Origin of the sequence: Pseudomonas sp. PS02290 (assembly GCF_029960075.1) — a bacterium.
In the GTDB taxonomy this organism is placed as follows: Bacteria; Pseudomonadota; Gammaproteobacteria; order Pseudomonadales; family Pseudomonadaceae; genus Aquipseudomonas.
Genome location: NZ_JASCOY010000073.1, coordinates 1 through 24506 on the forward strand (window position 1 = coordinate 1; position 24506 = coordinate 24506).

The 24506-nt window shown below is 60.9% G+C and carries 17 protein-coding genes; 10 read left to right on the forward strand and 7 right to left on the reverse strand.

Translation table 11 applies throughout. The features are described from left to right. Positions 1-43 precede the first annotated feature (43 nt). From QMX88_RS22795 to QMX88_RS22810, 4 genes are all read right to left on the reverse strand, one after another. Positions 44-1672 carry an ABC transporter substrate-binding protein gene (locus QMX88_RS22795; protein ID WP_282372486.1) on the reverse strand — a complete coding sequence of 543 codons (1629 nt, stop codon included), beginning with the start codon at positions 1670-1672 and terminating at the stop codon, positions 44-46. A gap of 283 nt (positions 1673-1955) precedes the next feature. After that, entirely contained in the window at positions 1956-3554 is a 1599-nt protein-coding gene (locus tag QMX88_RS22800; protein ID WP_282372487.1) for an ABC transporter substrate-binding protein, read from the reverse strand. Positions 3555-3658: 104 nt separating this feature from the next. Then, positions 3659-5893, reverse strand: a complete 2235-nt coding sequence (locus tag QMX88_RS22805; RefSeq protein WP_282372488.1) for an HET-C-related protein — start codon at positions 5891-5893, stop codon at positions 3659-3661. Positions 5894-6078: 185 nt separating this feature from the next. Continuing rightward, entirely contained in the window at positions 6079-6795 is a 717-nt protein-coding gene (locus tag QMX88_RS22810; RefSeq protein ID WP_282372489.1) for an SIMPL domain-containing protein, read from the reverse strand. Positions 6796-7002: 207 nt separating this feature from the next. On the opposite strand from QMX88_RS22810, the gene QMX88_RS22815 reads away from it, so the two are divergent. From QMX88_RS22815 to garD, 7 genes are all read left to right on the forward strand, one after another. Further along, positions 7003-8259: an ATP-binding protein gene (locus tag QMX88_RS22815; RefSeq protein WP_192170683.1), complete on the forward strand. Its 1257-nt coding sequence runs from the start codon at positions 7003-7005 to the stop codon at positions 8257-8259. Beyond that, positions 8256-8816: a response regulator transcription factor gene (locus QMX88_RS22820; RefSeq protein ID WP_065990162.1), complete on the forward strand. Its 561-nt coding sequence runs from the start codon at positions 8256-8258 to the stop codon at positions 8814-8816. The genes QMX88_RS22815 and QMX88_RS22820 overlap by 4 nt, the downstream gene beginning before the upstream one ends. A 100-nt stretch (positions 8817-8916) precedes the next feature. Beyond that, positions 8917-10653: an ABC transporter ATP-binding protein/permease gene (locus QMX88_RS22825; RefSeq protein ID WP_282372493.1), complete on the forward strand. Its 1737-nt coding sequence runs from the start codon at positions 8917-8919 to the stop codon at positions 10651-10653. 119 nt (positions 10654-10772) lie between these two features. Next, the gene (locus QMX88_RS22830) at positions 10773-11522 is read left to right on the forward strand and encodes a FadR/GntR family transcriptional regulator (protein WP_133776307.1); all 750 of its coding nucleotides are present in this window, start codon (positions 10773-10775) and stop codon (positions 11520-11522) included. A gap of 489 nt (positions 11523-12011) precedes the next feature. Beyond that, positions 12012-12923 carry a 5-dehydro-4-deoxyglucarate dehydratase gene (gene kdgD, locus QMX88_RS22835; RefSeq protein ID WP_192170685.1) on the forward strand — a complete coding sequence of 304 codons (912 nt, stop codon included), beginning with the start codon at positions 12012-12014 and terminating at the stop codon, positions 12921-12923. A gap of 176 nt (positions 12924-13099) precedes the next feature. Further along, positions 13100-14470, forward strand: coding sequence for an MFS transporter (locus QMX88_RS22840; RefSeq protein WP_192170686.1), 1371 nt, complete (start codon positions 13100-13102; stop codon positions 14468-14470). Between the two features lie 12 nt (positions 14471-14482). Further along, positions 14483-16036: a galactarate dehydratase gene (gene garD / locus QMX88_RS22845; protein WP_282372496.1), complete on the forward strand. Its 1554-nt coding sequence runs from the start codon at positions 14483-14485 to the stop codon at positions 16034-16036. A 162-nt stretch (positions 16037-16198) separates the two neighbouring features. Here garD and QMX88_RS22850 read toward each other — a convergent pair whose 3' ends face one another. The 3 genes from QMX88_RS22850 to cra form a co-directional block, all read right to left on the reverse strand. Further along, positions 16199-16627 (reverse strand): low affinity iron permease family protein, encoded by a 429-nt coding sequence (locus tag QMX88_RS22850; protein WP_192170688.1) that lies wholly within the window; start codon positions 16625-16627, stop codon positions 16199-16201. 93 nt (positions 16628-16720) lie between these two features. Next, positions 16721-17500, reverse strand: coding sequence for a TatD family hydrolase (locus QMX88_RS22855; RefSeq protein WP_282372498.1), 780 nt, complete (start codon positions 17498-17500; stop codon positions 16721-16723). 5 nt (positions 17501-17505) lie between these two features. Next, complete coding sequence (gene cra / locus QMX88_RS22860; protein WP_282372499.1) at positions 17506-18501, reverse strand: catabolite repressor/activator; 996 nt, start codon at positions 18499-18501, stop codon at positions 17506-17508. 352 nt (positions 18502-18853) lie between these two features. Here cra and ptsP point away from each other — a divergent pair, with 352 nt between their 5' ends. Genes ptsP through QMX88_RS22875 form a run of 3 tightly spaced genes read left to right on the forward strand, consistent with a single transcriptional unit; the run spans position 18854 to position 24400 of the window. Next, on the forward strand, positions 18854-21715 hold the full coding sequence (gene ptsP, locus QMX88_RS22865; protein ID WP_282372500.1) for a phosphoenolpyruvate--protein phosphotransferase: 2862 nt from the start codon (positions 18854-18856) through the stop codon (positions 21713-21715). Continuing rightward, positions 21715-22653, forward strand: a complete 939-nt coding sequence (pfkB, locus tag QMX88_RS22870) for a 1-phosphofructokinase (protein WP_282372501.1) — start codon at positions 21715-21717, stop codon at positions 22651-22653. Before ptsP ends, pfkB begins: the two co-directional genes overlap by 1 nt. A 16-nt stretch (positions 22654-22669) precedes the next feature. After that, the gene (locus QMX88_RS22875; protein ID WP_282372502.1) at positions 22670-24400 is read left to right on the forward strand and encodes a PTS fructose-like transporter subunit IIB; all 1731 of its coding nucleotides are present in this window, start codon (positions 22670-22672) and stop codon (positions 24398-24400) included. Positions 24401-24506: the final 106 nt, after the last annotated feature.

A 24506-nucleotide genomic window follows, 5' to 3' on the forward strand; every position in this document is an offset into this window, starting at 1 on the left:
GCGTTGCCCTGAGGCAACGCGACCGGTTGGTCATTTAAAGATATTACTTGCCGCTGACGCTGACGCCGTAGAACGAGTTCAGACCGAATGGGCTGATCTTGAAGTCCTGAACTTCTTTGCGCATCGGCTGATAAACAGTCGAGTGGGCAATTGGAGTCATAGGCACGGCATCTTTCAGCAGATGTTGAGCCTGCTTGTACAGCTCGGTGCGTTTGGCCTGATCGGTGGTTTCCTTGGCCTGGTGGATCAAGGTATCGAACGGCTTGTCACACCATTTGGCGAAGTTGTTGCCGTTAAGGGCGTCGCAGCCAAACAGGGTACCCAGCCAGTTGTCCGGGTCACCGTTGTCGCCGCTCCAGCCAATCAGCATGGCGCCGTTCTCGCCGGCCTTGGCACGCTTGATGTACTCGCCCCACTCATAGGAAACGATCTTGGCGTTGATGCCGATCTTCTTCCAGTCGTTCTGGAGCATCTCGGCCATCAGCTTGGCGTTCGGGTTGTAAGGACGCTGAACCGGCATCGCCCACAGGGTGATTTCGGTACCTTCCTTCACGCCCGCCTGCTTGAGCAGGTCCTTGGCTTTGGCGACGTCGTACGGAGCATCTTTGATGGTGGTGTCGTAGGACCACTGGGTCGGCGGCATGGCGTTGGTCGCCAGTTGGCCCGCGCCCTGATACACCGCGTCGATGATGGCTTTCTTGTCGACAGCCATGTCCAGCGCCTGACGTACTTTCAGGTCAGCCAGCGGGTTTGGCTTGTCTTCGCCCTTGATCTTCGGCATCACGTTGTAGGCGATGTAACCCAGGTTGAAGCCGGCCTGATCAGGCATCTTCAAAGCAGGGTCAGCCTTCAGTGGCGCGAGGTCGGCCGGACGCGGGTAAGCGGTGATCTGGCATTCGCCTTTCTTCAGTTTCTGCGCACGAACCGAGGCGTCAGTGGTGATGGCGAAAATCAGGTTGTCGACTTTGACGTCTTCAGGCTTCCAGTAGTCCTTGTTCCCGGTGAACCGGATGTTGGAGTCTTTCTGGTAGCTCTTGAACACGAACGGGCCAGTACCGATCGGCTTCTGGTTGATGTCTTCCGGCTTGCCTTCTTTGAGCAACTGGGCGGCGTATTCAGCGGACTGAATGGACGCGAAGCTCATCGCCAGGTTCTGAATGAACGCGGCATCAACGGTGCCGAGGGTCATTCTGACGGTGTGATCGTCGACCTTCTCGATCTTGGTGATGTTGGTGTCCATCGCCATGTCGGTGAAGTACGGGAATTCGGTCGGGTACGCCTTACGGAACGGGTCGTCCTTGTTGATCATGCGGTTGAACGTGAACAGCACGTCATCGGCATTGAAGGTACGCGTCGGTTTGAAGTACGGCGTGGTGTGGAATTTCACACCTTCACGCAGGTGGAAGGTGTAGGTCAGGCCATCCGGGGCAACGTCCCAGCTGGTGGCCAGGCCTGGAATGACAGCGGTGCCGCCACGTTCGAACTGGCTCAAACGGTTGAAAACGGTCTCGGCCGAAGCATCGAAGTCGGTACCGGTGGTGTATTGACCTGGATCGAAACCAGCAGGGCTGCCTTCGGAGCAGAACACCAGATTCGATGCTGCATGGGCGAAGGGAGCGCTGGCGATCAAACCTGCGCCGAGAAGAAACGGAATGACCGCTTTTTTGAGCATGGTGGCCTCAGTTGTTGTCATTTTTTGATTGAGGGTACGGCCTTTTGAGCCTGTCCCGCGGATACTTATGCAGGCGCCATACCCAAAGCAAGATGCTGGCGCCAGCAAGGTGACAAACAGTGGCACGAACGTACACGAATGTCGCATAAGTGTAATTTCTGACGCTGTTGAACGTTTGCGTGTCGCATATCGATATCTTTGCAGCACCAAAAGGGTGCATCGCAACGTGGCGATTGCACCCGCTTCGGTCATCAAGTGTTACTTCGCTGTTGGTTTCAGCGAATTATTTGGCCAGGCTCACGCCGTAGAAGGGCGTCAGGCCAAATGGGCTGAGCTTGAAATCCTGAACCTCTTTGCGCATCGGCTGAAACACTTTGGAATTGGCGATGGGGGTGATCGGCACGTCGTTTTTCAGAATGTTCTGCGCTTGCTGGTACAGCTTGATCCGCTCGTCCTTGTTGCTGGTCAGCTTGGCCTGGGTGACCAGCTTGTCGTAGGCCGGGTTGCACCACTTCGCGTAGTTGCTGCCCTTCATCGCGCCACAGCTGTACAGCACGCCCAGCCAGTTGTCGGGGTCACCGTTGTCACCGGTCCAGCCGTAGATCATCACGTCATGCTCGCCAGCCTTGGCGCGTTTGATGTACTCGCCCCATTCATAGCTGACGATGTTGGCCTTGATGCCGATCTTCGCCCAGTCCGACTGAATCATCTGCGCCGACATGCGCGCGTTGGGGTTGGATGCACGCTGCACGGTCATCGCCCACAGGTTGATCTGCGTGCCTGGCGCAACGCCTGCTTCCTTGAGCAACTGCTTTGCTTTTTCAGGATCGTGGGGTGCGTCCTTGATGTTCGGGTCAAAGCTCCATTGCGCCGGTGGCAGCGCGTTCTGTGCCAATTGGCCTGCGCCCTGATAGACCGCTTTGATGATGGCCGGCTTGTCGATCGCCATGTCCAGTGCCTGACGCACCTTCAGTTGATCGAGCGGCGGATGGGTCACGTTGTAGGCCAGAAAACCCAGGTTGAAACCGGCCTGGCTCAGCACCTTGAGATTCGGGTCTTTCTGCGCTTCTTCGATGTCCTGAGGGCGCGGATACCCGCTGATCTGGCACTCGCCGGTCTTGAGTTTCTGCAAGCGGGTGGCGGCGTCGGTGTTGATCGAGAAGATCAGGTTGTCGAGCTTCACGTCCTCCGGCTTCCAGTAGTCCTTGTTGCCGACGTAACGGATCTGCGCGTCTTTCTGGTAGCGCTTGAACACGAATGGCCCCGTACCGATCGGCTTCAGGTTGATGTCGCCGGCCTTGCCTTGTTTGATCAGTTGCGCCGCGTATTCGGCCGACTGAATCGACGCAAAGCTCATCGCCAGGTTCTGGATGAACGCGGCATCGATGTTGTTCAGTTGAAAACGGACGGTCTGATCGTCGACCTTTTCGACCTGCTTGATGGTGGTGTTCATGCCCATATCGGTGAAGTACGGCGACTCCGACGGGTACGCCTTGCGGAACGGGTCATCCGCATTCAGCAGGCGATTGAAGGTGAACAGCACGTCATCGGCGTTGAAGTCGCGGGTGGGTTTGAAATAGTCCGTGGTGTGGAATTTCACCCCGGGCCGTAAATGAAAGGTGTAGGTCAAGCCGTCGTCGGACACTTCCCATTTGGTAGCCAGCCCCGGCTCTACATCGGTGCCGCCGCGCTTGAACTGGGTGAGGCGGTTGAAGACTGTTTCTGCTGACGCATCGAACTCGGTGCCGCTGGTGTACTGACTGGGATCGAAGCCGGCAGGGCTGGCTTCCGAGCAATAGACAAGGGTGCTGGCCGCCTGCACCGAGGGAACGCACAGCGCCATTGCGGCTGCCAGGAGCAGGGGTTTGAAGGTTGTGTCCATGTGAACCTCATTAAGTGCGGCACTCATGCCTGAATTCATCGACGGGATGATAGACAGCGGAGAGTGCCGCACTGTTTGGATCTCTTACAAGGTTTCGGGTGGGGTTACTTCAGAATTCCCAGCCACTTCAGGATCTGATGGATTGTCGACCCGGTTGGCGTGAAGCGGAACGCCAGCCACATGGGTGAATTGCTATCCAGAAACTCGCCGCGCATGAAGTTGAGATAAGCCAGGCTGTCCTTTCTCATTTGCTCCGATGCTTTTTCCGCCGAGGCCGCTATCAGCTTTCGGACTTCCAGCATTTCGACCTTATCCTGGCTGCGGCGCAGGTCCTCGGGATTGCCAGCGGCCCAAGCTGCGACCTGTCTGTTTTGCCAGCTACAGTCCACCGGATGTTTGAAATAAGCCTCCGCCACGGCGATCGGGTCAGCGCGGCCGTTGCCGTTCCAGTAACTGATCATCGCCATGGCGACGCTGCGCACTGCCTCGGTTGCCAACGACGCTGCCAGCAGGTGCAGCGGATGCTGCGCGTGGTCCTTCGCCAACTGCGAGTGTGAGGGGTCGGTACAGCCATTGTCATGTGGGTCCTGTCCGTGGACCGTCTGCCAGTCGTCGACCTGGTCGCCAAAATGGGTCAGCACCTCTTTGAAAATGATCCCGACGGCGTTGCCCGGTACCGCGGACAGTCCCTGCAGATAAGCCGCGCAGCGCTGCAGGTACTCGGCGAACGGCAGATCTACCCAGCTGTCACGAGTGGTGAGAAATGCGTTGTAGATTTCCAGGTAGCGCGGGTTGTGATGCTCCTCGAACAGGATCAACAGCACCTGCTCTCGCGGGCTGCGATCACCGGGTTTTATCGGTTGGTAGATGACGTCTTCGGTAGAAAACAGAATTTCCCCGAGCGGTCCGGCCAGGCTTGCGATCACATCGGTCGCCCCGAACATGCCTGTGACCAAGGGCAAGCCGGCCTTGCAATTCGCCGGCGAGGTCCAGGGCAATACGTTTCGATAGCCGTTGTTGATGAGCGCCAGCTCGACGAAATTGGAATGGGCGAAGAAGTCTTCCAGCACATGCAGTGCGGAGCCAAACGCGCGCAAGCCTTCGGCGTTGGGACCTTTATCAATGGCGATGCGCAGCTCTCGATGCATGAAGTCGACGGATCGGCTGATGTAGCGCTTCATGGACGTCTGGTAATCGACATCCAGCTGGGGGCTGCCCGCCATGATGGCAACCTCGAAGTCCAGATCCCGGGTGGTGGGGTCTGGCGCGTCGCGGTCGGTGACTTTCGGGTTGTCGATATGCTCGGAAGGGCGATATACCCCCAGGCGCGCGGGCGTCACCTTGTAGTCGGATGTGGGCTGTCGGCGCAGCTCGCCAAAGCGTTTGACCGACAAGATGTCAACAATGCGGGTCAAAGCGTCACGGGACAGCACGTCGGGGAAGTCTTTGGGCATGTCCATCGCCCTGACAATTTTCGGGTCAAGCAGCTGGGAGTAGTCGCGCAGCCAGTTGCCGAAATAAACCGCATTGACCTCAGCCTGTGTCAGGCCGCACGTCAGCAATACCTTCTCTATCTCCAGGTGGGTTTGCTTGATCTTATTGCCATCGCCCGCCTCGAAGCCCTCCTGATCCGACTCCGGGCGAGGTGCAAGCGGTGTTCCGAGACCCGCGATGTGTTTCCGAATGATCGCGTTGGACGACTGAGCCCAGTGCGCGGTGATTTCATGAGGCAGGTCCTCTTTCACGTCCCACCATAGGGCAATTTGAACCCGGGCTGGAACGGGTTTTGCGATACACGCAAGCCAGAGTGCAAGGCGTGCGCCTTCTTCACCTTCAGCGTCTGCTGCCAACGGATTCGCCGATCGATCCGGTTGAATCAGGTCGCTGCGCAGGACGTTATCAAGATGATGGCCGAACTCGTGCAGCAGGATATTCAGCAGGATTTCGGGCTCGGTGCCGGCAAGGGCACTGCTGACCACTGAAGGGTTGATCCGGATAAGCCGTTCGCGGTTGTCGTAGTGGGCCAGTTTCGGGGCGTCGCTCAAGACGCACTCGGCATTGGCGATCTCGCCGGCGAGAAGCTTTTTGCGCAGCAGCGTGAAGGCGTTGGCAGGGATGTCTTCGCCAAAAATCCAGAGCATGGCAGCCTGAAACTCTCTGGGTGCGAGTGAGGCTGCGGTCTGTGTGAACAGTTCGAGGGCAAAGTTGCTTTGCAATTGCTCATGACGCAGTTCGTCAATGGGCAGGGAGGGGGGTAAACGAGTCATGACGCTTTTCATCCTTGAGTGAGTAAGTGCGCGATGCCGGTCCCTTTGGTCAGGGCAGGCGGCATGGTCCATGCGCGGTGATCCGTTGCAGATTGCGAGTGAATTATTCAGGCAATACGCAGCAATCGGAAATCAGCCAAAGCGTTGAGCGATGTAGGAGGAAACGGCGAGGGAGGGGCGAAGAGGCAACACGGCGAGCGCGAACAGCGGGGGTACATGAAGGAAAAAGCGGCAGCCCTTGGCTGCCGCCGTGTGCATCAAGGAATAGCGACTTCGATGACGCCGTCTGCCGCAACGCTGACCTGACTGGTGCCGGCCTCGACATCCGGCGTTGGCGCTGCGTCGGCACGGGCGGCCTTCATCATCATGACCGGCGCTCGCAGGTAGGGCTGCGGGAAACCGGAGGTGTTCAGGTTCAGATTGACCACCTTGTAGCCAGTGCCGCCCAGTGCGTCAGTCACCAGTTTGGCGCGGGCACGGAAGGCCGTCACAGCGTCCTTGAGCAGAGCGTCTTCGCTGGTCTTGCGCGCGGGATTGGAGATCGAGAAGTCCATGCCGCCCATTTTCATGTCGCCGCCCAACAGGTCGCCGGTCAACTTGGAGAGGGCAGCGAAGTCTGCGCTTTCCAGACGCAATTCGGCGTGCTCGCGCCAGCCGGTGATCTTCTGGCCTTTGTCGTCGTAGATCGGGTAGCTGTTGCGGCTGCCCTGACGAATGTTGATGTCCTTGACCTGACGCGCTTCGCCCAAGGCCTTGTTCAGGGTTTCAGTGACACCGGCCGCCAGTTTGGCCGGGTCGGTGTTCTGGGATTCGGTGTAGAGCGTGACGGTCATCAGGTCGCGCTGCACTTCCTGGCTGACCTCGGCGCGGACCGAAACCTGGTTGTAGTGAACGTCGTCGGCGAGGGCAGGGGCGCTGGCCAGCGCGAGTGCGCCCAGGGTAAACAATGTGGCAGTGGGACGAAGGCTGAACATAAAAACTCCTTGTTTGGCGAACCGTCCTGAGGCGCATTGCAAGCCCCCGGCGGACGGATGCCCATGAGACTGTGAACCCGGAGGCTTGTTCCTGCGCCGTCACACACCCGTCAGATGGATGTGGCGCTTTGACGCACTTTGACGGCAACTGTTGTCGCATTGGTTATACTCGCTCCGATTCGCCTGGAGCGCTCATCAGGAGAGCTCATGCTCGCCCCCTTGCAACTGCTTTCCGCCACCCGTCAGAACCTCTGGCGCCTGACGTTCATCCGCATTCTGGTGCTGGGTGCACAGGCGGGCTCGGTGGGGTTCGCCTACCTCTTCGATCTGCTGCCGCTGCCCTGGCTGCAGCTGGACATCACCCTCGGTTTTTCGGCGATCGTCTGCCTGCTGACCGCCATTCGTCTGCGCACCTCATGGCCGGTGACCGAACTCGAATACGCGGTGCAATTGGCGTTCGACCTGTTTATCCACAGCGCGCTGCTGTATTTCTCCGGCGGCTCGACCAACCCGTTCGTTTCTTATTATCTGGTGCCGCTGACCATCGCTGCAGTGACCCTGCCGTGGCGTTATTCGCTGATCCTGTCGGGCATCGCGCTGGCGCTGTACACGCTGATGCTGGCCAAGTTCTTCCCGCTGGATGCATTTGTGGCCCGCGAGAACATGCAGATCTACGGCATGTGGCTGAGCTTCGCGCTGGCGGCCGGGGTGATCACCTTCTTCGCCGCGCGCATGGCCGAAGAGCTGCGCCGTCAGGAACACATGCGTGCCTTGCGCCGCGAAGAAGGGGCGCGCGATCAGCAACTGTTGGCGGTGGCGACCGAAGCCGCTGGCGCCGCCCATGAGCTGGGCACGCCACTGGCGACGATGAGCGTGCTGCTCAAGGAAATGCAGCAGGACCACAGAGACCCCGCGCTACAGGAAGACCTCTCGGTGCTGCAGGATCAGGTCAAGCTGTGCAAAGAGACGCTGCAGCAACTGGTTCGCGCCGCTGAGGCGAATCGTCGGCTCTCGGTGCAGGAACAGACCGTTACGCACTGGCTCGATCAGGCGCTCAACCGCTGGCACCTGATGCGCCCGGAAGCCACTTACCGTTTTCAACGCCTGGGGCAGGGCGACGTGCCGATGCTGGCGCCGCCGCCGGATCTCACTCAGGCGTTGCTGAACCTGCTTAACAATGCCGCCGATGCCTGCGCCGAAGGGCTCGAGGTGAATCTGGACTGGACCGCCACTGAAATCCGCATCAGCATCCGCGATCATGGCGCCGGTGTACCACTGGCCATCGCCGAGCAGATCGGCAAACCCTTTTTTACCACCAAGGGCAAAGGCTTCGGCCTGGGCCTGTTCTTGAGTAAGGCCAGCGTGACCCGCGCGGGCGGCTCGGTGAAACTCTATCCTCACGAGGAAGGCGGCACGCTTACCGAGCTGCGCCTGCCCCGTGACGCACGAGGAGATGAAGCATGACTGACGAAATCCAGGTTGAAGGCGAAGAACTGCCACACCTGCTGCTGGTGGACGACGACGCCACTTTCACCCGCGTGATGGCACGGGCCATGGCGCGCCGTGGCTTCCGCGTGAGCACTGCCGGCTCCGCCGACGAGGGCCTGGCCCTCGCGCAGCAGGACATTCCGGACTACGCCGCCGTCGATTTGAAGATGGAAGGCGACTCGGGCCTGGTGCTGTTGCCCAAGCTGCTGGAACTGGACCCGGAAATGCGCGTGCTGATCCTGACCGGTTATTCGAGCATCGCCACCGCAGTCGAAGCGATCAAGCGCGGCGCCTGCAACTACCTGTGCAAACCGGCCGATGCCGATGACGTACTGGCAGCGCTGCTGTCCGAACATGCCGATCTGGACACCCTGGTGCCGGAAAATCCGATGTCGGTGGACCGCTTGCAGTGGGAGCACATTCAGCGCGTGTTGACCGAGCACGAAGGCAATATCTCCGCTACGGCGCGGGCGCTGGGCATGCATCGACGCACCTTGCAGCGCAAGTTGCAGAAGCGCCCGGTCCGTCGTTAAGCAGGGACTGCTTTTTAAAGATTTATTCATGGAAGATCGTCTGTGGCGTCTGGCACATTGGCGCCAACGCCTATAACTGCCCGCTGCCGAGCTTTTTGCCATGAATTTTGATGTTGATGAATCCAGGGTCAATGACGCTGTGAACGGGAATTTCTTTTCCCGGGTCTGGAAGCTGGTGACGCCTTACTGGCGCAGCGAAGAAAAAGGCATGGCCTGGGTGCTGTTGATCGCAGTGATCGTGCTGTCGCTGTTCAGCGTGTTCATTTCGGTGTTGGTCAACAGCTGGTACCGCGACTTCTACAACGCGCTGCAGAATAAGGACCTGGGGGCCTTCACCCATCTCATCCTCTACTTCTGCGGCATTGCCGCCATCGCCATTCTCGGCGCGGTGTACCGCCTCTATCTGACCCAGATGCTGACTATCCGCTGGCGTCGTTGGCTGACCGAACAGCATTTCGCCAAATGGCTCGCGCACAAGAATTACTATCGGCTGGAGCAGGGCGGTTACACCGATAACCCTGACCAGCGTCTGTCCGAAGACCTCAATAACTTCACGTCCGACACCCTCAGCCTGAGCTTGGGGCTGCTGCGCACGGTGGTCAGTCTGGTGTCGTTCTCGGTGATTCTGTGGGGTGTGTCCGGCAGCATTGAGCTGTTCGGCATCACCATTCCGGGCTACATGTTCTGGGCCGCACTTATTTACGCGGCGGTTGGCAGCTTGCTGACTCACCTGATTGGCAAACGCCTGATCGTGCTGAGCAACCAGCAACAGCGGTACGAAGCCGACATGCGTTTCTCGCTGGTGCGCGTTCGCGAGAACGCCGAAAGCATCGCCCTGTCCGACGGCGAAGCCAACGAGAATCAGCGCCTGAGTGCGCGATTCGGCATGGTCTGGAGCAACTTCTGGACGATCATGAAGGTGCAGAAGCGCCTGACGTTCTTCACCGCTGGTTACTCACAAATCGCCATCGTGTTCGCCTTTGTTGTGGCCGCGCCGCGTTACTTCGCCGGCAAGATCGAACTGGGCGAGCTGATGCAAATCAACTCGGCCTTCGGCAACGTGCAGGAGAATTTTAGCTGGTTCATCGACGCGTACACCCAACTGGCGTCGTGGCGCGCCACTTGTGATCGTCTGCTCAGCTTCCGTCAGGCCATGGACGAAAACGAAGCGCGCGTGCCGGCCATCCAGGTCAGTCATGAAAGCAACGCCTTGCAGCTTGAAGGCCTGGCGCTATCCCTCGCAGGCGGTCGCCAGCTCCTGAACAACGCAAACATCAGCATTGCAGCCGGTGAGAAGGTCATGCTCAGCGGGCGCTCCGGCAGTGGCAAAAGTACGCTGCTGCGGGCGATGGGCGGGTTGTGGAAAGAGGGCCATGGTGCGGTGAAATTACCGGCCAAACGCGCGTTTTTCCTGCCGCAAAAACCGTATTTGCCGATCGGCACGCTGCGGGAGGCGTTGAGTTATCCCCAGGCGCCCGAGGTCTATCCTGTCGAGCGCTTTGCCCAAGTGCTGGGAACCTGCCGCCTGGGTCATCTGATTCCACGACTGGACGAGAGCGAGCACTGGCAGCGCATGCTGTCGCCGGGCGAGCAACAACGGGTGGCGTTCGCCCGCGCGCTGCTGTTCGCGCCGGACTGGTTGTATTTGGATGAAGCCACATCAGCGATGGATGAAGAGGATGAAGCCGCGTTGTATCAGGCGCTGCTGGACGAATTGCCGGGCGTGACCTTGCTCAGCATCGGCCACCGCAGCAGCCTCAAGCGCTTCCATCGTCGTCACGTGCGCATTGACGGTGGCCAGTTGCACGAGCAGCCGCTAACTGAAACGGCACTTTGAGCGTAGAGTGCTGAAGCGATAAAGTGTCGTAACCAGGCGCCTCGCCGGGGTTGTTGTGTGATCAGACAACCCGGTGAGCTATCATCAGCGTTCAGCGTATTTAGAGATGCATGTTGGATATGGAAAATCAGAGCGCTCCGCCTCGCGCCCGCCGAAAGCACCGCAGTCTCGCGCAGGAATTGGTCACCGAACTCTCCGAGCGCATCCGCACCGGCGGACTCAAGCGCGGCGATAAGTTGCCCACCGAGTCTGCCATCATGGAAGAGCAGGGCGTCAGCCGTACCGTCGTACGCGAAGCCATCTCGCGCTTGCAGGCCTCCGGGCTGGTGGAGACCCGGCACGGCATCGGCACTTTCGTCCTCGACACGCCAAGCCCGAGCGGTTTTCGTATCGACCCAGCCACCATCGTCACCCTGCGCGACGTCCTGGCGATTCTCGAGCTGCGCATCAGTCTTGAAGTCGAGTCGGCCGGTCTGGCTGCTCAACGCCGATCCGCCGAACAACTGGCGGACATGCGCGCCGCCCTCGACGCTCTTAACGAAAGCGCGGCCCATGCCAGCGACGCTGTCGGCGCCGATTTCCAGTTCCACATGGCAATTGCCCTGTCGACCGGCAACCGCTACTTCACCGACATCATGAATCACTTGGGTACGAGCATCATCCCCCGTACCCGGCTGAACTCGGCGCGCCTCGCTCATGATGACAACCAGCATTACATGAGCCGCCTGAGCCGCGAGCATGAGGAAATCTACGACGCCATCGCGCGCCAGGACTCCGACGCCGCTCGCGCCGCCATGCGCCTGCACCTGACCAACAGCCGCGAACGACTGCGCCATGCCCATGAAGAGGCTGAATCGCAGCGGGCTTGAGGTGGATTGTTTGAAAGGGCATGGCGTAGCTGCGCTGCCCTTGATTGAAGCGGTTGCGGGGATTGGTTAATAGCCTTGGGATTGCCCCTTTGCTCCTTTGCTCCTTTGCTCCTTTGCCCCATCGCCCCGGTCCGGAGGCAGATGCAATTGTTGTGGCAAACACTGTCAGTGTGGGAGTGAGCTTGCTCACGAAGACGGCATTTCAGGCTCTGCAGATGTACCGGATGTAAGGGCCTCTTCGTCCGGATGCGGCCCAGACCAAGCTTGCTCCCACAGGGTCGTGCAATCTGCGACTACGCAATACCACCACCTGACTGTCGCCACCTCCGCCAAATCTCGCCCTCCCTCAAATCCACCACTCATCCTCACCCGTCATAAATATTTCAAAACGCTATTGAGTGATCCCCCTCCCAGTTGTACGATGACTTACGACATCAGCGCAGGACTGGTGCTTCATCCACAAAAATAGCTCCCCAGGGTGTTCGAATAATGAATCCACAAGAACTGAAGTCCATCCTCTCTCACGGTCTGCTTTCCTTCCCCGTTACCGATTTCAATGCCCAGGGCGACTTCCACCGCGCTGGCTACATCAAGCGTCTGGAATGGCTCGCTCCGTACGGCGCCTCCGCGCTGTTCGCCGCTGGCGGCACAGGTGAGTTCTTCTCCCTGACCGGCGGCGAGTACTCCGAGATCATCAAGACTGCCGTCGACACCTGCGAAACCAGCGTGCCGATTCTGGCTGGCGTCGGTGGTCCGACCCGCCAGGCGATTCAGATGGCTCAAGAAGCCGAGCGTCTGGGTGCCAAGGGCCTGCTGCTGTTGCCTCACTACCTGACCGAAGCCAGCCAGGACGGCGTTGCCCTCCACGTTGAAGCGGTCTGCAAATCGGTCAAGATCGGTGTTGTCGTCTACAACCGTAACGTCTGCCGCCTGACGCCTGCGCTGCTGGAACAACTGGCCGAGCGCTGCCCGAACCTGATCGGCTACAAAGACGGCCTGGGCGATATCGAACTGATGGTTTCGATCCGCCGTCGTCTGGGCGACCGCTTCTCGTACCTGGGCGGCCTGCCGACCGCTGAAGTCTACGCCGCCGCCTACAAGGCGCTGGGCGTGCCGGTCTACTCGTCGGCGGTGTTCAACTTCCTGCCGAAAATGGCGATGGACTTCTACCACGCCATCGCCAAAGACGATCACCAGACCGTCGGCAAGCTGATCGACGATTTCTTCCTGCCGTACCTCGACATCCGTAACCGCAAACACGGCTACGCAGTGAGCATCGTCAAGGCGGGCGCCAAGCTTGCCGGCTACGACGCAGGTCCGGTCCGCGCGCCGCTGACTGATCTGACGTCGGACGAAGTCGACATGCTGGCTGCTCTGATGGACAAGCAGGGCAAGCAGTAACTGCCCAGTTGCCGCAAAACCGCTGAGCGATCAGCGGTTTTTTGCCCTCGGGGCTTTGCTAACGGATACCTGGCAGGACAGCTTCACATCGCATCTGTTTTAGGGGCAGGGGCGAGCAGCACACACACATAAGATCGTTTACCCGCACAAAAAAATAATTAGTGGGAGTTTCGAACATGCTGAAAACCAAGCCGACCCACGTCCGCTATTTGATCTTGCTCATGCTGTTTCTGGTGACCACGATCAACTACGCCGACCGTGCAACCATCGCCATCGCGGGCTCCAGCCTGCAGAAAAGCCTCGGCATCGACGCCGTCACCCTCGGTTTTATCTTCTCCGCATTTGGTTGGGCGTACGTCGCCGGCCAGATCCCCGGCGGCTGGCTTCTGGACCGTTACGGCTCCAAGAAAGTCTATGCAATGAGCATCTTCACCTGGTCGCTGTTCACCGTGCTGCAAGGTTACGTCGGTGAATTCGGTCTCTCGACCGCCATCTTCCTGCTGTTCGCGCTGCGCTTCATGGTCGGCCTCGCCGAAGCACCGTCGTTCCCCGGCAACGCCCGTATCGTGGCGGCCTGGTTCCCGACGTCCGAACGCGGCACGGCCTCGGCGATCTTCAACTCGGCGCAATACTTCGCTACCGTTCTGTTTGCTCCGATCATGGGCTGGATCGTCTACACCTTCGGCTGGCAGCACGTGTTCGTCGTGATGGGCAGCATCGGCATCCTGTTCTCGCTGATCTGGCTAAAAGTTATCCACAGCCCGCGCAACCACCCGAACATCAACAAGGAAGAGTTCGATCACATCGCCAACAACGGCGGCATGGTCGATATGGATCAGGACAAGGGCAAAGGCTCGGCCAGCGGTCCGAAATGGGACTACGTACGCCAGTTGCTGACCAACCGCATGATGCTCGGCATTTACCTGGCTCAATACTGCATCAACGGCATCACCTACTTCTTCCTGACCTGGTTCCCGGTGTACCTGGTTCAAGAACGCGGCATGACCATCCTGAAAGCGGGCTTCATCGCGTCGCTGCCGGCCATCTGCGGGTTTATCGGCGGCGTACTCGGCGGGATCATCTCCGATTACCTGCTGCGCAAAGGCCACTCGCTGACCTTCGCGCGCAAAGCGCCGATCATTGGTGGTTTGCTGCTGTCGACCTCCATCGTCACCTGCAACTACGTCGACATCGAATGGGTCGTCGTGGGCTTCATGGCTTTGGCCTTCTTCGGCAAGGGCGTGGGCGCATTGGGCTGGGCGGTCATGTCCGACGCATCGCCGAAACAAATCGCCGGTTTGAGCGGCGGTCTGTTCAACATGTTCGGTAACATCGCTTCCATCACCACCCCGATCGTCATCGGCTACATCATCAGCACCACCGGTTCGTTTAAATGGGCCTTGGTGTTCGTCGGCGCCAACGCGCTGGTGGCGGTGATCAGCTACATCTTCATCGTCGGTGAAATCAAACGCGTAGAACTCAAGGAAACCCCAACGAAGGGTGCCTTGCCGGCCAGTGAAGCCGAGCTTTCTCAAGCGAAACTCTGAGGAAAAACCGTGATGAACTTGATCCAACATGCCGACTCGCCGCGTTACATTCGCTTGCATGCGCTTGATAACGTCGTCGTCGTGGTCAATGACCAGGGCGTTCCGGCGGGGACTGAATTCGATAACGGTCTGGTGACCGTCGACAACGTGCCGCAGAGTCACAAGGTGAACACCGTGGACATCGCCGAAGGGGAGCCGATCATTCGTTACGGCCACACCATCGGCTATGCACTGCAGCCGATCCCGAAGGGCAGTTGGGTCAAGGAAGATCAGCTGCGCATGCCGTCGGCGCCGGCGCTGGACAGTCTGCCGATGTCTGACGCGGTGCCGGTCAGGGGCGAGCCGCTGGAAGGCTTCACCTTCGAAGGTTATCGCAACGCCGACGGCACCGTCGGCACGCGCAATATCCTGGGGATCACAACGACCGTTCAGTGCGTGACGGGGGTTCTGGATTTCGCCGTCAAGCGCATCCGCGAGGAACTGCTGCCCAAGTACCCGAACGTCGATGACGTGGTGGCGCTGACCCACAGCTACGGCTGCGGCGTCGCTATCACCGCCAAGGACGCGTACATCCCGATTCGCACCGTGCGCAATCTGGCGCGCAACCCGAACCTGGGGGGCGAGGCGCTGGTGATCAGCCTTGGCTGCGAGAAGTTGCAGGCCGATCAGGTCATGCACAGCGACGACGCCTCGGTTGATCTGAGCGAGCCGTGGCTGTATCGCCTGCAGGATTCCAAACACGGCTTCAACGAAATGATCGAGCAGATCATGGAATTGGCCGAGACGCGTTTGAAGAAGCTCGACCAGCGTCGCCGCGAAACCGTGCCGGCGTCGGAATTGATTCTGGGCATGCAGTGCGGCGGCAGTGATGCATTTTCCGGCATCACCGCCAACCCGGCACTGGGTTATGCGTCGGACCTGCTGCTGCGCGCGGGCGCTACCGTGATGTTCTCAGAAGTGACCGAAGTGCGTGACGCGATCTACCTGCTGACCTCCCGCGCGGAAAACATGGAAGTCGCTGAAGGCCTGGTTCGGGAAATGGACTGGTACGACCGTTATCTGGCCAAGGGCGAAGCGGACCGCAGCGCCAACACCACGCCGGGGAACAAGAAGGGCGGGCTGTCGAACATCGTCGAGAAGTCCCTCGGGTCGATCGTCAAATCCGGCAGCAGCGCGATCAACGGGGTGCTTGGCCCTGGCGAACGGGTGACGCGCAAAGGCCTGATCTTCTGCGCAACGCCGGCAAGCGATTTTGTCTGCGGGACGCTGCAGCTGGCGGCAGGGATGAACCTGCACGTGTTCACCACAGGACGCGGCACGCCGTATGGTCTGGCGATGTCACCGGTGGTGAAAGTGTCGACCCGCACCGAACTGGCCCAGCGCTGGCCGGACCTGATCGACATCGATGCCGGGCGCATTGCGACCGGCCGCGCCAGCATCGAGGACCTGGGATGGGAGCTTTTTCACTTCTACCTCGACGTCGCCAGCGGAAAGAAGACGACCTGGACCGAGAAGTATCGTCTGCACAACGACATCACCCTGTTCAACCCGGCGCCGATCACATAAGCCGTAGTTCAGCCCTTTACCAGCCGGATTTATTAGTCCGGCTGGTGCATGGTCCATGTGGGAGTGGTCTTGTCGCCACAGGTTTCTGCGTCGTACTCAGCGCCCTGTGGGAGCGAGCTTGCTCGCGAATACGTCACTTCTGCCGCTGAGGAGTCAAAGGCATCAGCGGCTAGTCACCAACCCCGCTTTCTCTTCACCCGCCTCAGGCTCCGGTTCCGGAAACGCCTCGGTGTGATCAAACTCCACGCCTTCGCCCATCGCCTTGTATTTCTTGCGCAGCGCGTGCAATTCCTTCTGATCCAGATTATCCAGACTCAGCACGGCGTTCTGCGCGTCCTTCGTCACGCGCAGCAGTTCGTCGATCTTGATATGCATCTCATCGGTGTCGCGGTTCTGGGTGTTCTGAATCAGAAAAACCATCAGGAAGGTAATGATGGTGGTGGACGTGTTGATGATCAGCTGCCAAGTGTCGTTGTAGTGGAAGAATGGCCCGGTCACGGCCCACACACAGATCAGCGCAATCGCCACGAGGAAGGTTCGTGGGCTGCCGGACCACTGCGACAGAGCCTGCGCGAACTTCGAGAATTTCATTAACGGGTTTCCTTAGTTAACCAAGAGAGATACCCAAGGGACCACGCTAAGTCTTTGAAATTTCTTATCGCAACATGAAATCGGCGACAGGTTTCAGTCCCAGCCGAACACTTCACACGCATTGGCGGTGCTCGCTGCGGCCAGTTTGTCCGCAGGGATTTTCATCAGTTCGGCGATGGCCGCGCATATATCGGGAAGGTGCTCGGGGCTGTTGCGCATGCCCGGAAACATCGCAGGCGCCATGTCCGGGGAATCGGTTTCCAGCACAATGCTTTCGAGCGGCAACTCGGCGATCACCCGGTGCATGCGCAAGGCCTGCGGCCAGGTCGCCGCACCGCCCAGCCCCAGCTTGTAACCCAGCTTGATGTACTCCCGCGCTTCCTCCCGGCTGCCGGCGAAAGCGTGAACGATGCCGCGGCGCTTGAGTTTGAAACGCTTGAGTGCAGCGATGGTGTCGGCGTGGCTGCGGCGCACGTGGAGCAGGGCAGGGAGGTTGAAGTCGGCGGCCAGCTGCAACTGCTGGTCGAGCAAGGTCTGTTGTGGCGGGCGGTCCAGGGATTCGATGTAGTAATCCAGACCGATCTCGCCGACGGCGCACAGCTTGGGATGCCCGGCCAGACGGGTCAGCCAGTCGCGCAATTGCTGCACATGCTCGGGCTGATGCTCTTCAAGGAACACCGGGTGCAAGCCCATCGCGGCGTACACCGAAGGTTCGCTGAGCGCCAGATCCCACACTCGCTGCAGATTGCGCTGATAGACGCCCAACACCACGATGCGCTCCACCCCAAGCTGCCGGCTGTTGGCGAGGACGTCGTCGCGGTCGGCGTCGAAATCGTCGAAATCCAGGTGCGTGTGGGTGTCGATCAGTCGCACGTTGCTTACGCCTCGTGAATCCGCTGTTTGAATGTCCGCACGATGGCATGCACGCCCGGTTCGTACTGATCCTGCTCAATGGCCGACAACGCCAGCGCGAGGGCTTTCTCGGCGATCAAAAGGTGCTGCTGAGCCATGGCATTGACTGGCAACGGCAGGAAATCCAGCAACTGCGTGTCACCGAACGTGCCCAGGTGAAGTTGGTCCGGATTCAGGCGGCGCTGGTGCAGCAGGTCGAACACCCCTTGCAGCAGGACGTAGGACGTGGTGATCAGCGCGTCGGGGAAATACCCCAGGCGGTCAAACATGTCGCTGGCCAGTCGCAGGCCGCAATCACGGCTGAACGCGTCGCCGTGTTCGATGATCACCGAGCCTTCGAAACCCTCCAGCGCGTCTTCGAAGCCGCTGGCCCGCGCCTTACTGACGCTCAGTTCGGGCTGCGCGCCGATCAGGGCGATGTGCCGGGGTTTGATCTCCAGCAGGCTGCGGGTCAGCTGCTGGCTGGCGTCGTGGTCGTCGCTGACTACCGAGCAGAAGTAGGCGGGGTCCATCTCCCGGTCGATGGCGATGACCGGCGTCCCTTGCTGCTGCAGCGCGCGGTAGCTGTCATCGCTGGCCGGCAGGCAACTGGCGACGAACAGCGCATCGCAGCGTCGCGCGCGAAACAGCTGCAACAACTGCAACTCGCTGATGGGATCGTCGTCAGAACTGGCGATCAGCAATTGGTAGCCGCGCGCGCGGGCGCCCTGTTCCAGTTGCTTGGCAATGCGCGCGTAACTGGGGTTTTCCAGGTCGGGAAGGATGAAGCCGAGGGTCCGGGTATGCCGGCTGCGCAGCCCGGCGGCCTGCGGGTTGGGCCGAAAGCCGTGGGCGTCGACCACCGCGCGCACACGCTCGACCGTCGCACTGCTGATGCGTTGCTGTTCGGCCTTTCCGTTGATCACGTAGCTGGCCGTGGTCACAGAAACACCGGCCAGACGCGCAATATCACTGAGTTTCAAGCCGGGCATCCTTTCGTGATGGGAAGCAGAAGTGAGAGCTGAACTACCGTGGCAGGGATTTTCACCGATTAACAGCCATCATGACAGCAGACCGTCGTCTTGTAGGAAGCATGTAGCCCGCTTGGGATGTTTCCTACACGATTCGACCGGATGAGCTTCAAACCGCCGGGATTATCAAGTAACGTGCGCGACACTTCAGATTAAACGATTCAGCAGGCCTGTTTATGGCACTTTTTGCCCAATCGCACCTCTGAATGCCGCATTCAATATTCGCAAACCGTAAGTTATCGGTGTCTACGACCGGTCCTACAACAAGAATCTGGCGCGACCCCGCGCAGCACAGGAGAACGCAATGCTCGAGCTGACCATAGAGCAAATTTCCATGGACCAGTCGGCGGTGGACAAGCCCGCCGCGTTGCAACTGCTGGCTGACTTGCTCGTCGCTGACGGCCTGGTGGCTGCCGGCTACCTTGCAGGCTTGCAGGCGCGCGAGCAACAGGGCTCGACCTTTCTAGGGCAGGGCATCGCCATTCCCCACGGCACGCCACAGACCCGCGACCAGGTGTTTGCCACCGGCGTGCGCCTGATGCAATTCCCCGAAGGCGTGGACTGGGGCGACGGGCAAATGGTCTATCTGGCCATCGGCATCGCCGCCAAGTCTGACGAGCACCTGCGTTTGCTCCAGCTGCTGACCCGCGCCCTCGGTGAGAACGACTTGGGCGAAGCGCTGCGTCAGGCGAAGGACCCCGAGTCGCTGCTCAAACTGCTGCAAGGCGCGCCGCAGGAACTGGCCCTCGATGCGCAGATGATCAGCCTGGGCGTCATGGTCGATGATTTCGAAGAACTGGTCTGGCGCGGCGCGCGTCTGCTGCGCAAGGCCGAGTGCGTGAACAACGGCTTCGCGGCGGTCCTGCAGCAGGTCGAGCCGCTGCCATTGGGCGAAGGCCTGTGGTGGCTGCACAGCGAGCAGATGGTCAACAAGCCCGGACTGGCCTTCGTCACCCCGGACAAGCCGATGCGGCATCTGGGTCAGTCGCTGACAGGGCTGTTTTGCCTCGCCAGTCTGGGCGAATCACACCAGGCGTTGCTTGAACGCCTGTGCTCGTTGCTGATCGAAGGCCGCGGCCACGAACTGGGCAAGGCCACCAGCAGCCGCGCCGTGCTCCAGGCGTTGGGCGGCGAAGTGCCGCCAGACTGGCCGAGCGAGCGCGTAACCCTGGCCAATGCCCACGGCCTGCACGCGCGGCCGGCGAAAATCCTCGCGCAGTTGGCCAAAGGCTTCGACGGCGACATCCGCGTGCGCATTGTCGACGGCACCGAGAATCCTGTGTCCGCCAAGAGCCTGAGCAAACTGCTGAGCCTCGGCGTGCAGCGCGGTCAGTCCCTTGAGTTCATTGCCGAGCCGACCATTGCCGCCGATGCCTTGCCTGCGTTGATCGCTGCGGTGCTCGAAGGCCTGGGCGAAGAAATCGAGCCGTTGCCGACCCACAGCGAATCCGCGCCAGCTCCGGCGATCGTTGAGAAAACCCTCAGCGCGCCCGTTGCTGGCGCTCAGATTCAGGCCGTTCCTGCGGCGCCCGGCATCGCTTTCGGCCCGGCCCACGTGCAGGTTCTGCCGGTGATCGATTACCCGATGCAGGGCGAGTCGCAAAGCGTTGAACACGAACGCCTGCACAGCGCGCTGGCGCAGGTGCGCATCGACATCGAGCAATTGATTCAGCGCAGCACAGCCAAGGCCATTCGCGAGATTTTCGTCACCCACCAGGAAATGCTCGCCGACCCCGAACTGGTCGACGAAGTGGCCCAGCGCTTGAAGCAAGGCGAGAGCGCGGCAGCGGCGTGGATGAACGTGATCGAGGCCGCCGCCCGTCAGCAGGAACAGCTCAAAGACGCGCTGCTGGCCGAACGTGCCGCTGACCTGCGGGATGTCGGTCGCCGCGTGCTGGCGCAGATCTGCGGCGTCGAGGATCTGGTTGAGCCTGAAGAACCGTACATTCTGGTGATGGATGAAGTCGGGCCGTCCGACGTCGCGCGTCTGGACCCTGCGCGCGTCGCCGGGATTCTCACCGCGCGCGGCGGCGCCACGGCCCACAGCGCCATCGTTGCCCGGGCGTTGGGAATCCCGGCGCTGGTCGGTGCCGGCGATGCCGTGTTGCTGATCAAATCCGGCACGCAGTTGTTGATCGACGGCCAGCGCGGGCGTCTCGACGTCGCGCCAGGCGAAGCAACCCTGCTGCGCGCCTTGCAGGACCGCGACACCCGCGAGCAGCGCCTCAAGGCTGCGGCTGCGCTGCGCATGGAGCCTGCGATCACCCAGGACGGCCACGCCGTTGAGGTCTTCGCCAACATTGGTGACAGCGCCGGTACGCCAGCCGCGGTGGAGCAGGGCGCCGAGGGCATTGGCCTGCTGCGCACCGAATTGCTGTTCATGGCCCACAGCTCTGCGCCGGATGAAGCGACCCAGGAAGCTGAATACCGTCGCGTGCTCAAAGACCTCGACGGTCGCCCGCTGGTGGTTCGCACCCTGGACGTCGGCGGCGACAAGCCGCTGCCGTACTGGCCCATCGATAAAGAAGAAAACCCGTTTCTCGGCGTGCGCGGCATTCGCCTGACCTTGCAGCGCCCGGACATCATGGAAAGCCAGCTGCGCGCGTTGCTGCGTGCCGCGGACAATCGCCCGCTGCGCATCATGTTCCCGATGGTGGGCACCGTTGAAGAATGGCGTCAGGCCCGGGACATGACCGAGCGCCTGCGTCTGGAAATCCCGGTGGCCGATCTGCAACTGGGCATCATGATCGAAGTACCGTCGGCGGCGCTGCTGGCGCCGGTGCTGGCCAAGGAAGTGGACTTCTTCAGCGTCGGCACCAACGACCTGACCCAGTACACGATGGCGATCGACCGCGGTCACCCGACCCTGTCCGCCCAGGCCGATGGCCTGCACCCGGCGGTGTTGCAACTGATCGACATCACCGTGCGTGCGGCCCATGCCCATGGCAAGTGGGTGGGCGTCTGCGGCGAACTGGCCGCCGACCCGCTTGCCGTGCCGGTGCTGGTCGGCCTGGGTGTGGATGAATTGAGCGTCTCGGCGCGGAGCATCGGCGAAGTCAAAGCCTGCGTCCGAGAATTGAATCTGAACGAAGCCCGAAAACTTGCGCAGGCGGCCCTGGCCGTTGGCAGCGCGGCAGACGTGCGAGCCTTGGTGGAGGGGCTGTAATGGCGAAAATTCTGACATTGACCATGAACCCGGCGCTGGACCTGACCGTGCAGTTAGGCCCCTTGCAGATCGGCCAGGTCAACCGCAGCGACGCCATGCTCAGCCACGCGGCGGGCAAGGGCATCAACGTCGCCCAGGTGTTGGCTGACTTGGGCCACGAGCTGACCGTTGCCGGATTCCTCGGCGTGGATAACCAGCAGCCGTTCGAAACCCTGTTCGCCAAGCGCGGCTTCGTCGATGAGTTCGTGCGGGTGCCGGGTGAGACGCGCAGCAACATCAAACTGGCCGAAAGCAGCGGGCGTATTACCGACCTCAACGGCCCAGGCCCCGAAGTCAGCGCCCAGGCGCAACAGGCGCTGGCCGCTCGGGTTGAGCAGATCGCGGCAGGTTTTGATGCGGTGGTCGTGGCCGGCAGTCTGCCCCGTGGTGTGAGCGCCCAGTGGCTGAAAACGCTGTTGCTGCGCCTCAACGCGATGGGCCTGAAAGTGGCGCTGGACACGAGTGGTGAAGCCTTGCGCGCCGGGCTGGAAGCGTCGCCGTGGATGATCAAACCCAACACCGAAGAACTGGCCGACGCCCTTGATGCGCCGATCATTTCCATTGACGCTCAAGCGCAAGCGGCGGCGGACCTGCGCCAGCGCGGCATCGAGCACGTGGTGATTTCCCAGGGCTCGGAAGGCGTTCACTGGTTCAGTGCCGACGTGGCGCTGCAGGCACTGCCGCCCAAGGTCACTGTCGCCAGCACGGTCGGCGCGGGTGATTCGCTGCTGGCAGGGATGGTTCACGGTTTGCTCTGCGGGCACAAACCCGAGCAGACCCTGCGCACCGCCACGGCCATTGCGGCCATGGCCGTCACTCAGATCGGCTTCGGCATCAATGATCCGGCGCAATTGAAACGTCTGGAAAGCGGCGTCAACGTCCGCGTCCTGACGGCATAACAAGAGAGGAAGTGTGATGAAGTTAGCCATCGTTACGGCCTGTCCGAACGGCAAAATCAGCAGCGTCCTCAGTGCCCGTCTGCTGGACGCGGCGGCCCAGCGTCAGGGTTGGAGCACCAGCGTCGAGATCCATGATCCGCGCCATCCGGAGAAGCAACTGTCGCCGGGCGACATCGAAGCGGCCGACTGGGTGCTGGTGGTCAACACCGGCGCGCTGGACCTGGCGCGTTTCTCCGGCAAGCGCCTGTATCAGGCCACCCCCGCGCAAGCGTTGCAGGACGCCGATGGCTTTCTGCGTTCAGCAGCGGCGCTGGCGACCGAGCACACCGCAACTTCCGCCCCGTCTGCTACGTCCAGCGCGCAGCCGCGTCTGGTGGCGGTGACGGCGTGTCCGACCGGCGTTGCCCACACCTTTATGGCGGCCGAGGCGATTCAGCAGGCGGCGAAAAAGCTCGGCTATGACCTGCAGGTGGAAACCCAGGGCTCGGTCGGTGCGCGTAATCCGCTTAGCGCCCAGGCCATTGCTGACGCCGATGTGGTGTTGCTGGCGTGTGACATTGAAGTCGCCACCGAGCGTTTCGCTGGCAAGCGCATTTATCGTTGCGGCACCGGTGTCGCCCTCAAGCAGGCCGAAGCGACGCTGAAAAAAGCCTTGGCGGAGGCGGAGGTCGAGTCCACGGCTTCGGCGTCGAAGGCGTCGTCGAAAAAAGAAAAGACGGGCGTTTACAAGCACCTGCTGACCGGTGTGTCGTTCATGCTGCCGATGGTGGTGGCGGGCGGTTTGCTGATTGCGCTGTCATTCGTGTTCGGCATTCACGCGGCGGAAGAGCCGGGCACGCTGGCGGCAGCCTTGAAGCAGATCGGCGCGGGCGCGGCGTTCCAGTTGATGGTGCCATTGCTGGCCGGTTACATCGCTTACTCCATTGCCGACCGTCCGGGCCTTGCGCCGGGGATGATCGGTGGTCTGCTGGCGAGCACCTTGGGCGCTGGCTTCATTGGCGGGATCATCGCCGGGTTTCTTGCGGGCTACAGCGCCTGGGCGGTGAATCGCTACGCGAAGCTGCCGGCCAGTGTCGAAGCGCTGAAGCCGATCCTGATCATTCCGCTGCTGGCGAGCCTGTTCACCGGGCTGGTGATGATCTACGTGGTAGGCAAGCCGGTTGCCGGCATGCTTGAAGGGCTGACCCACTTCCTCGACACCATGGGCACGGCCAACGCGGTGCTGCTCGGCGTGCTGCTGGGCGCGATGATGTGTGTGGATCTGGGTGGGCCGATCAACAAGGCGTCGTATGCGTTTTCCGTTGGCTTGCTGGCCTCGAGCAGTGGCGCGCCAATGGCGGCCACGATGGCTGCCGGCATGGTGCCGCCAATTGGCATGGGCATCGCCGCGCTGATCGCCCGTCGCAAGTTTGCTCAGAGCGAGCGAGAAGCGGGGAAGGCCGCCTTTGTGTTGGGGCTGTGCTTTATCTCCGAAGGCGCGATTCCGTTTGCCGCGAAAGACCCGCTGCGGGTGATTCCGGCGAGCATTGTTGGAGGCGCGCTGACCGGTGCGCTGTCGATGTTCTTCGGCTGCAAACTTATGGCGCCTCACGGTGGATTGTTCGTACTGCTCATTCCGAACGCGATCAACCATGCGTTGCTGTATCTGCTGGCGATCGTGGCGGGCAGCGTCGTGACGGGCGTGCTGTACGCGCTGCTGAAACGGCCGGAAACGGCGGAGCTGGACGCGGCGCCCGCCGGCGCGTAATCGCCGACCGCACCGGCCTCTTCCCGGCTAAAGCCGGTCCTACAGGTTGGGGTTCCAGCCGGTCCTGTTGGATGCACGCGATGCTTTAGTAGGACCGGCTTCAGCC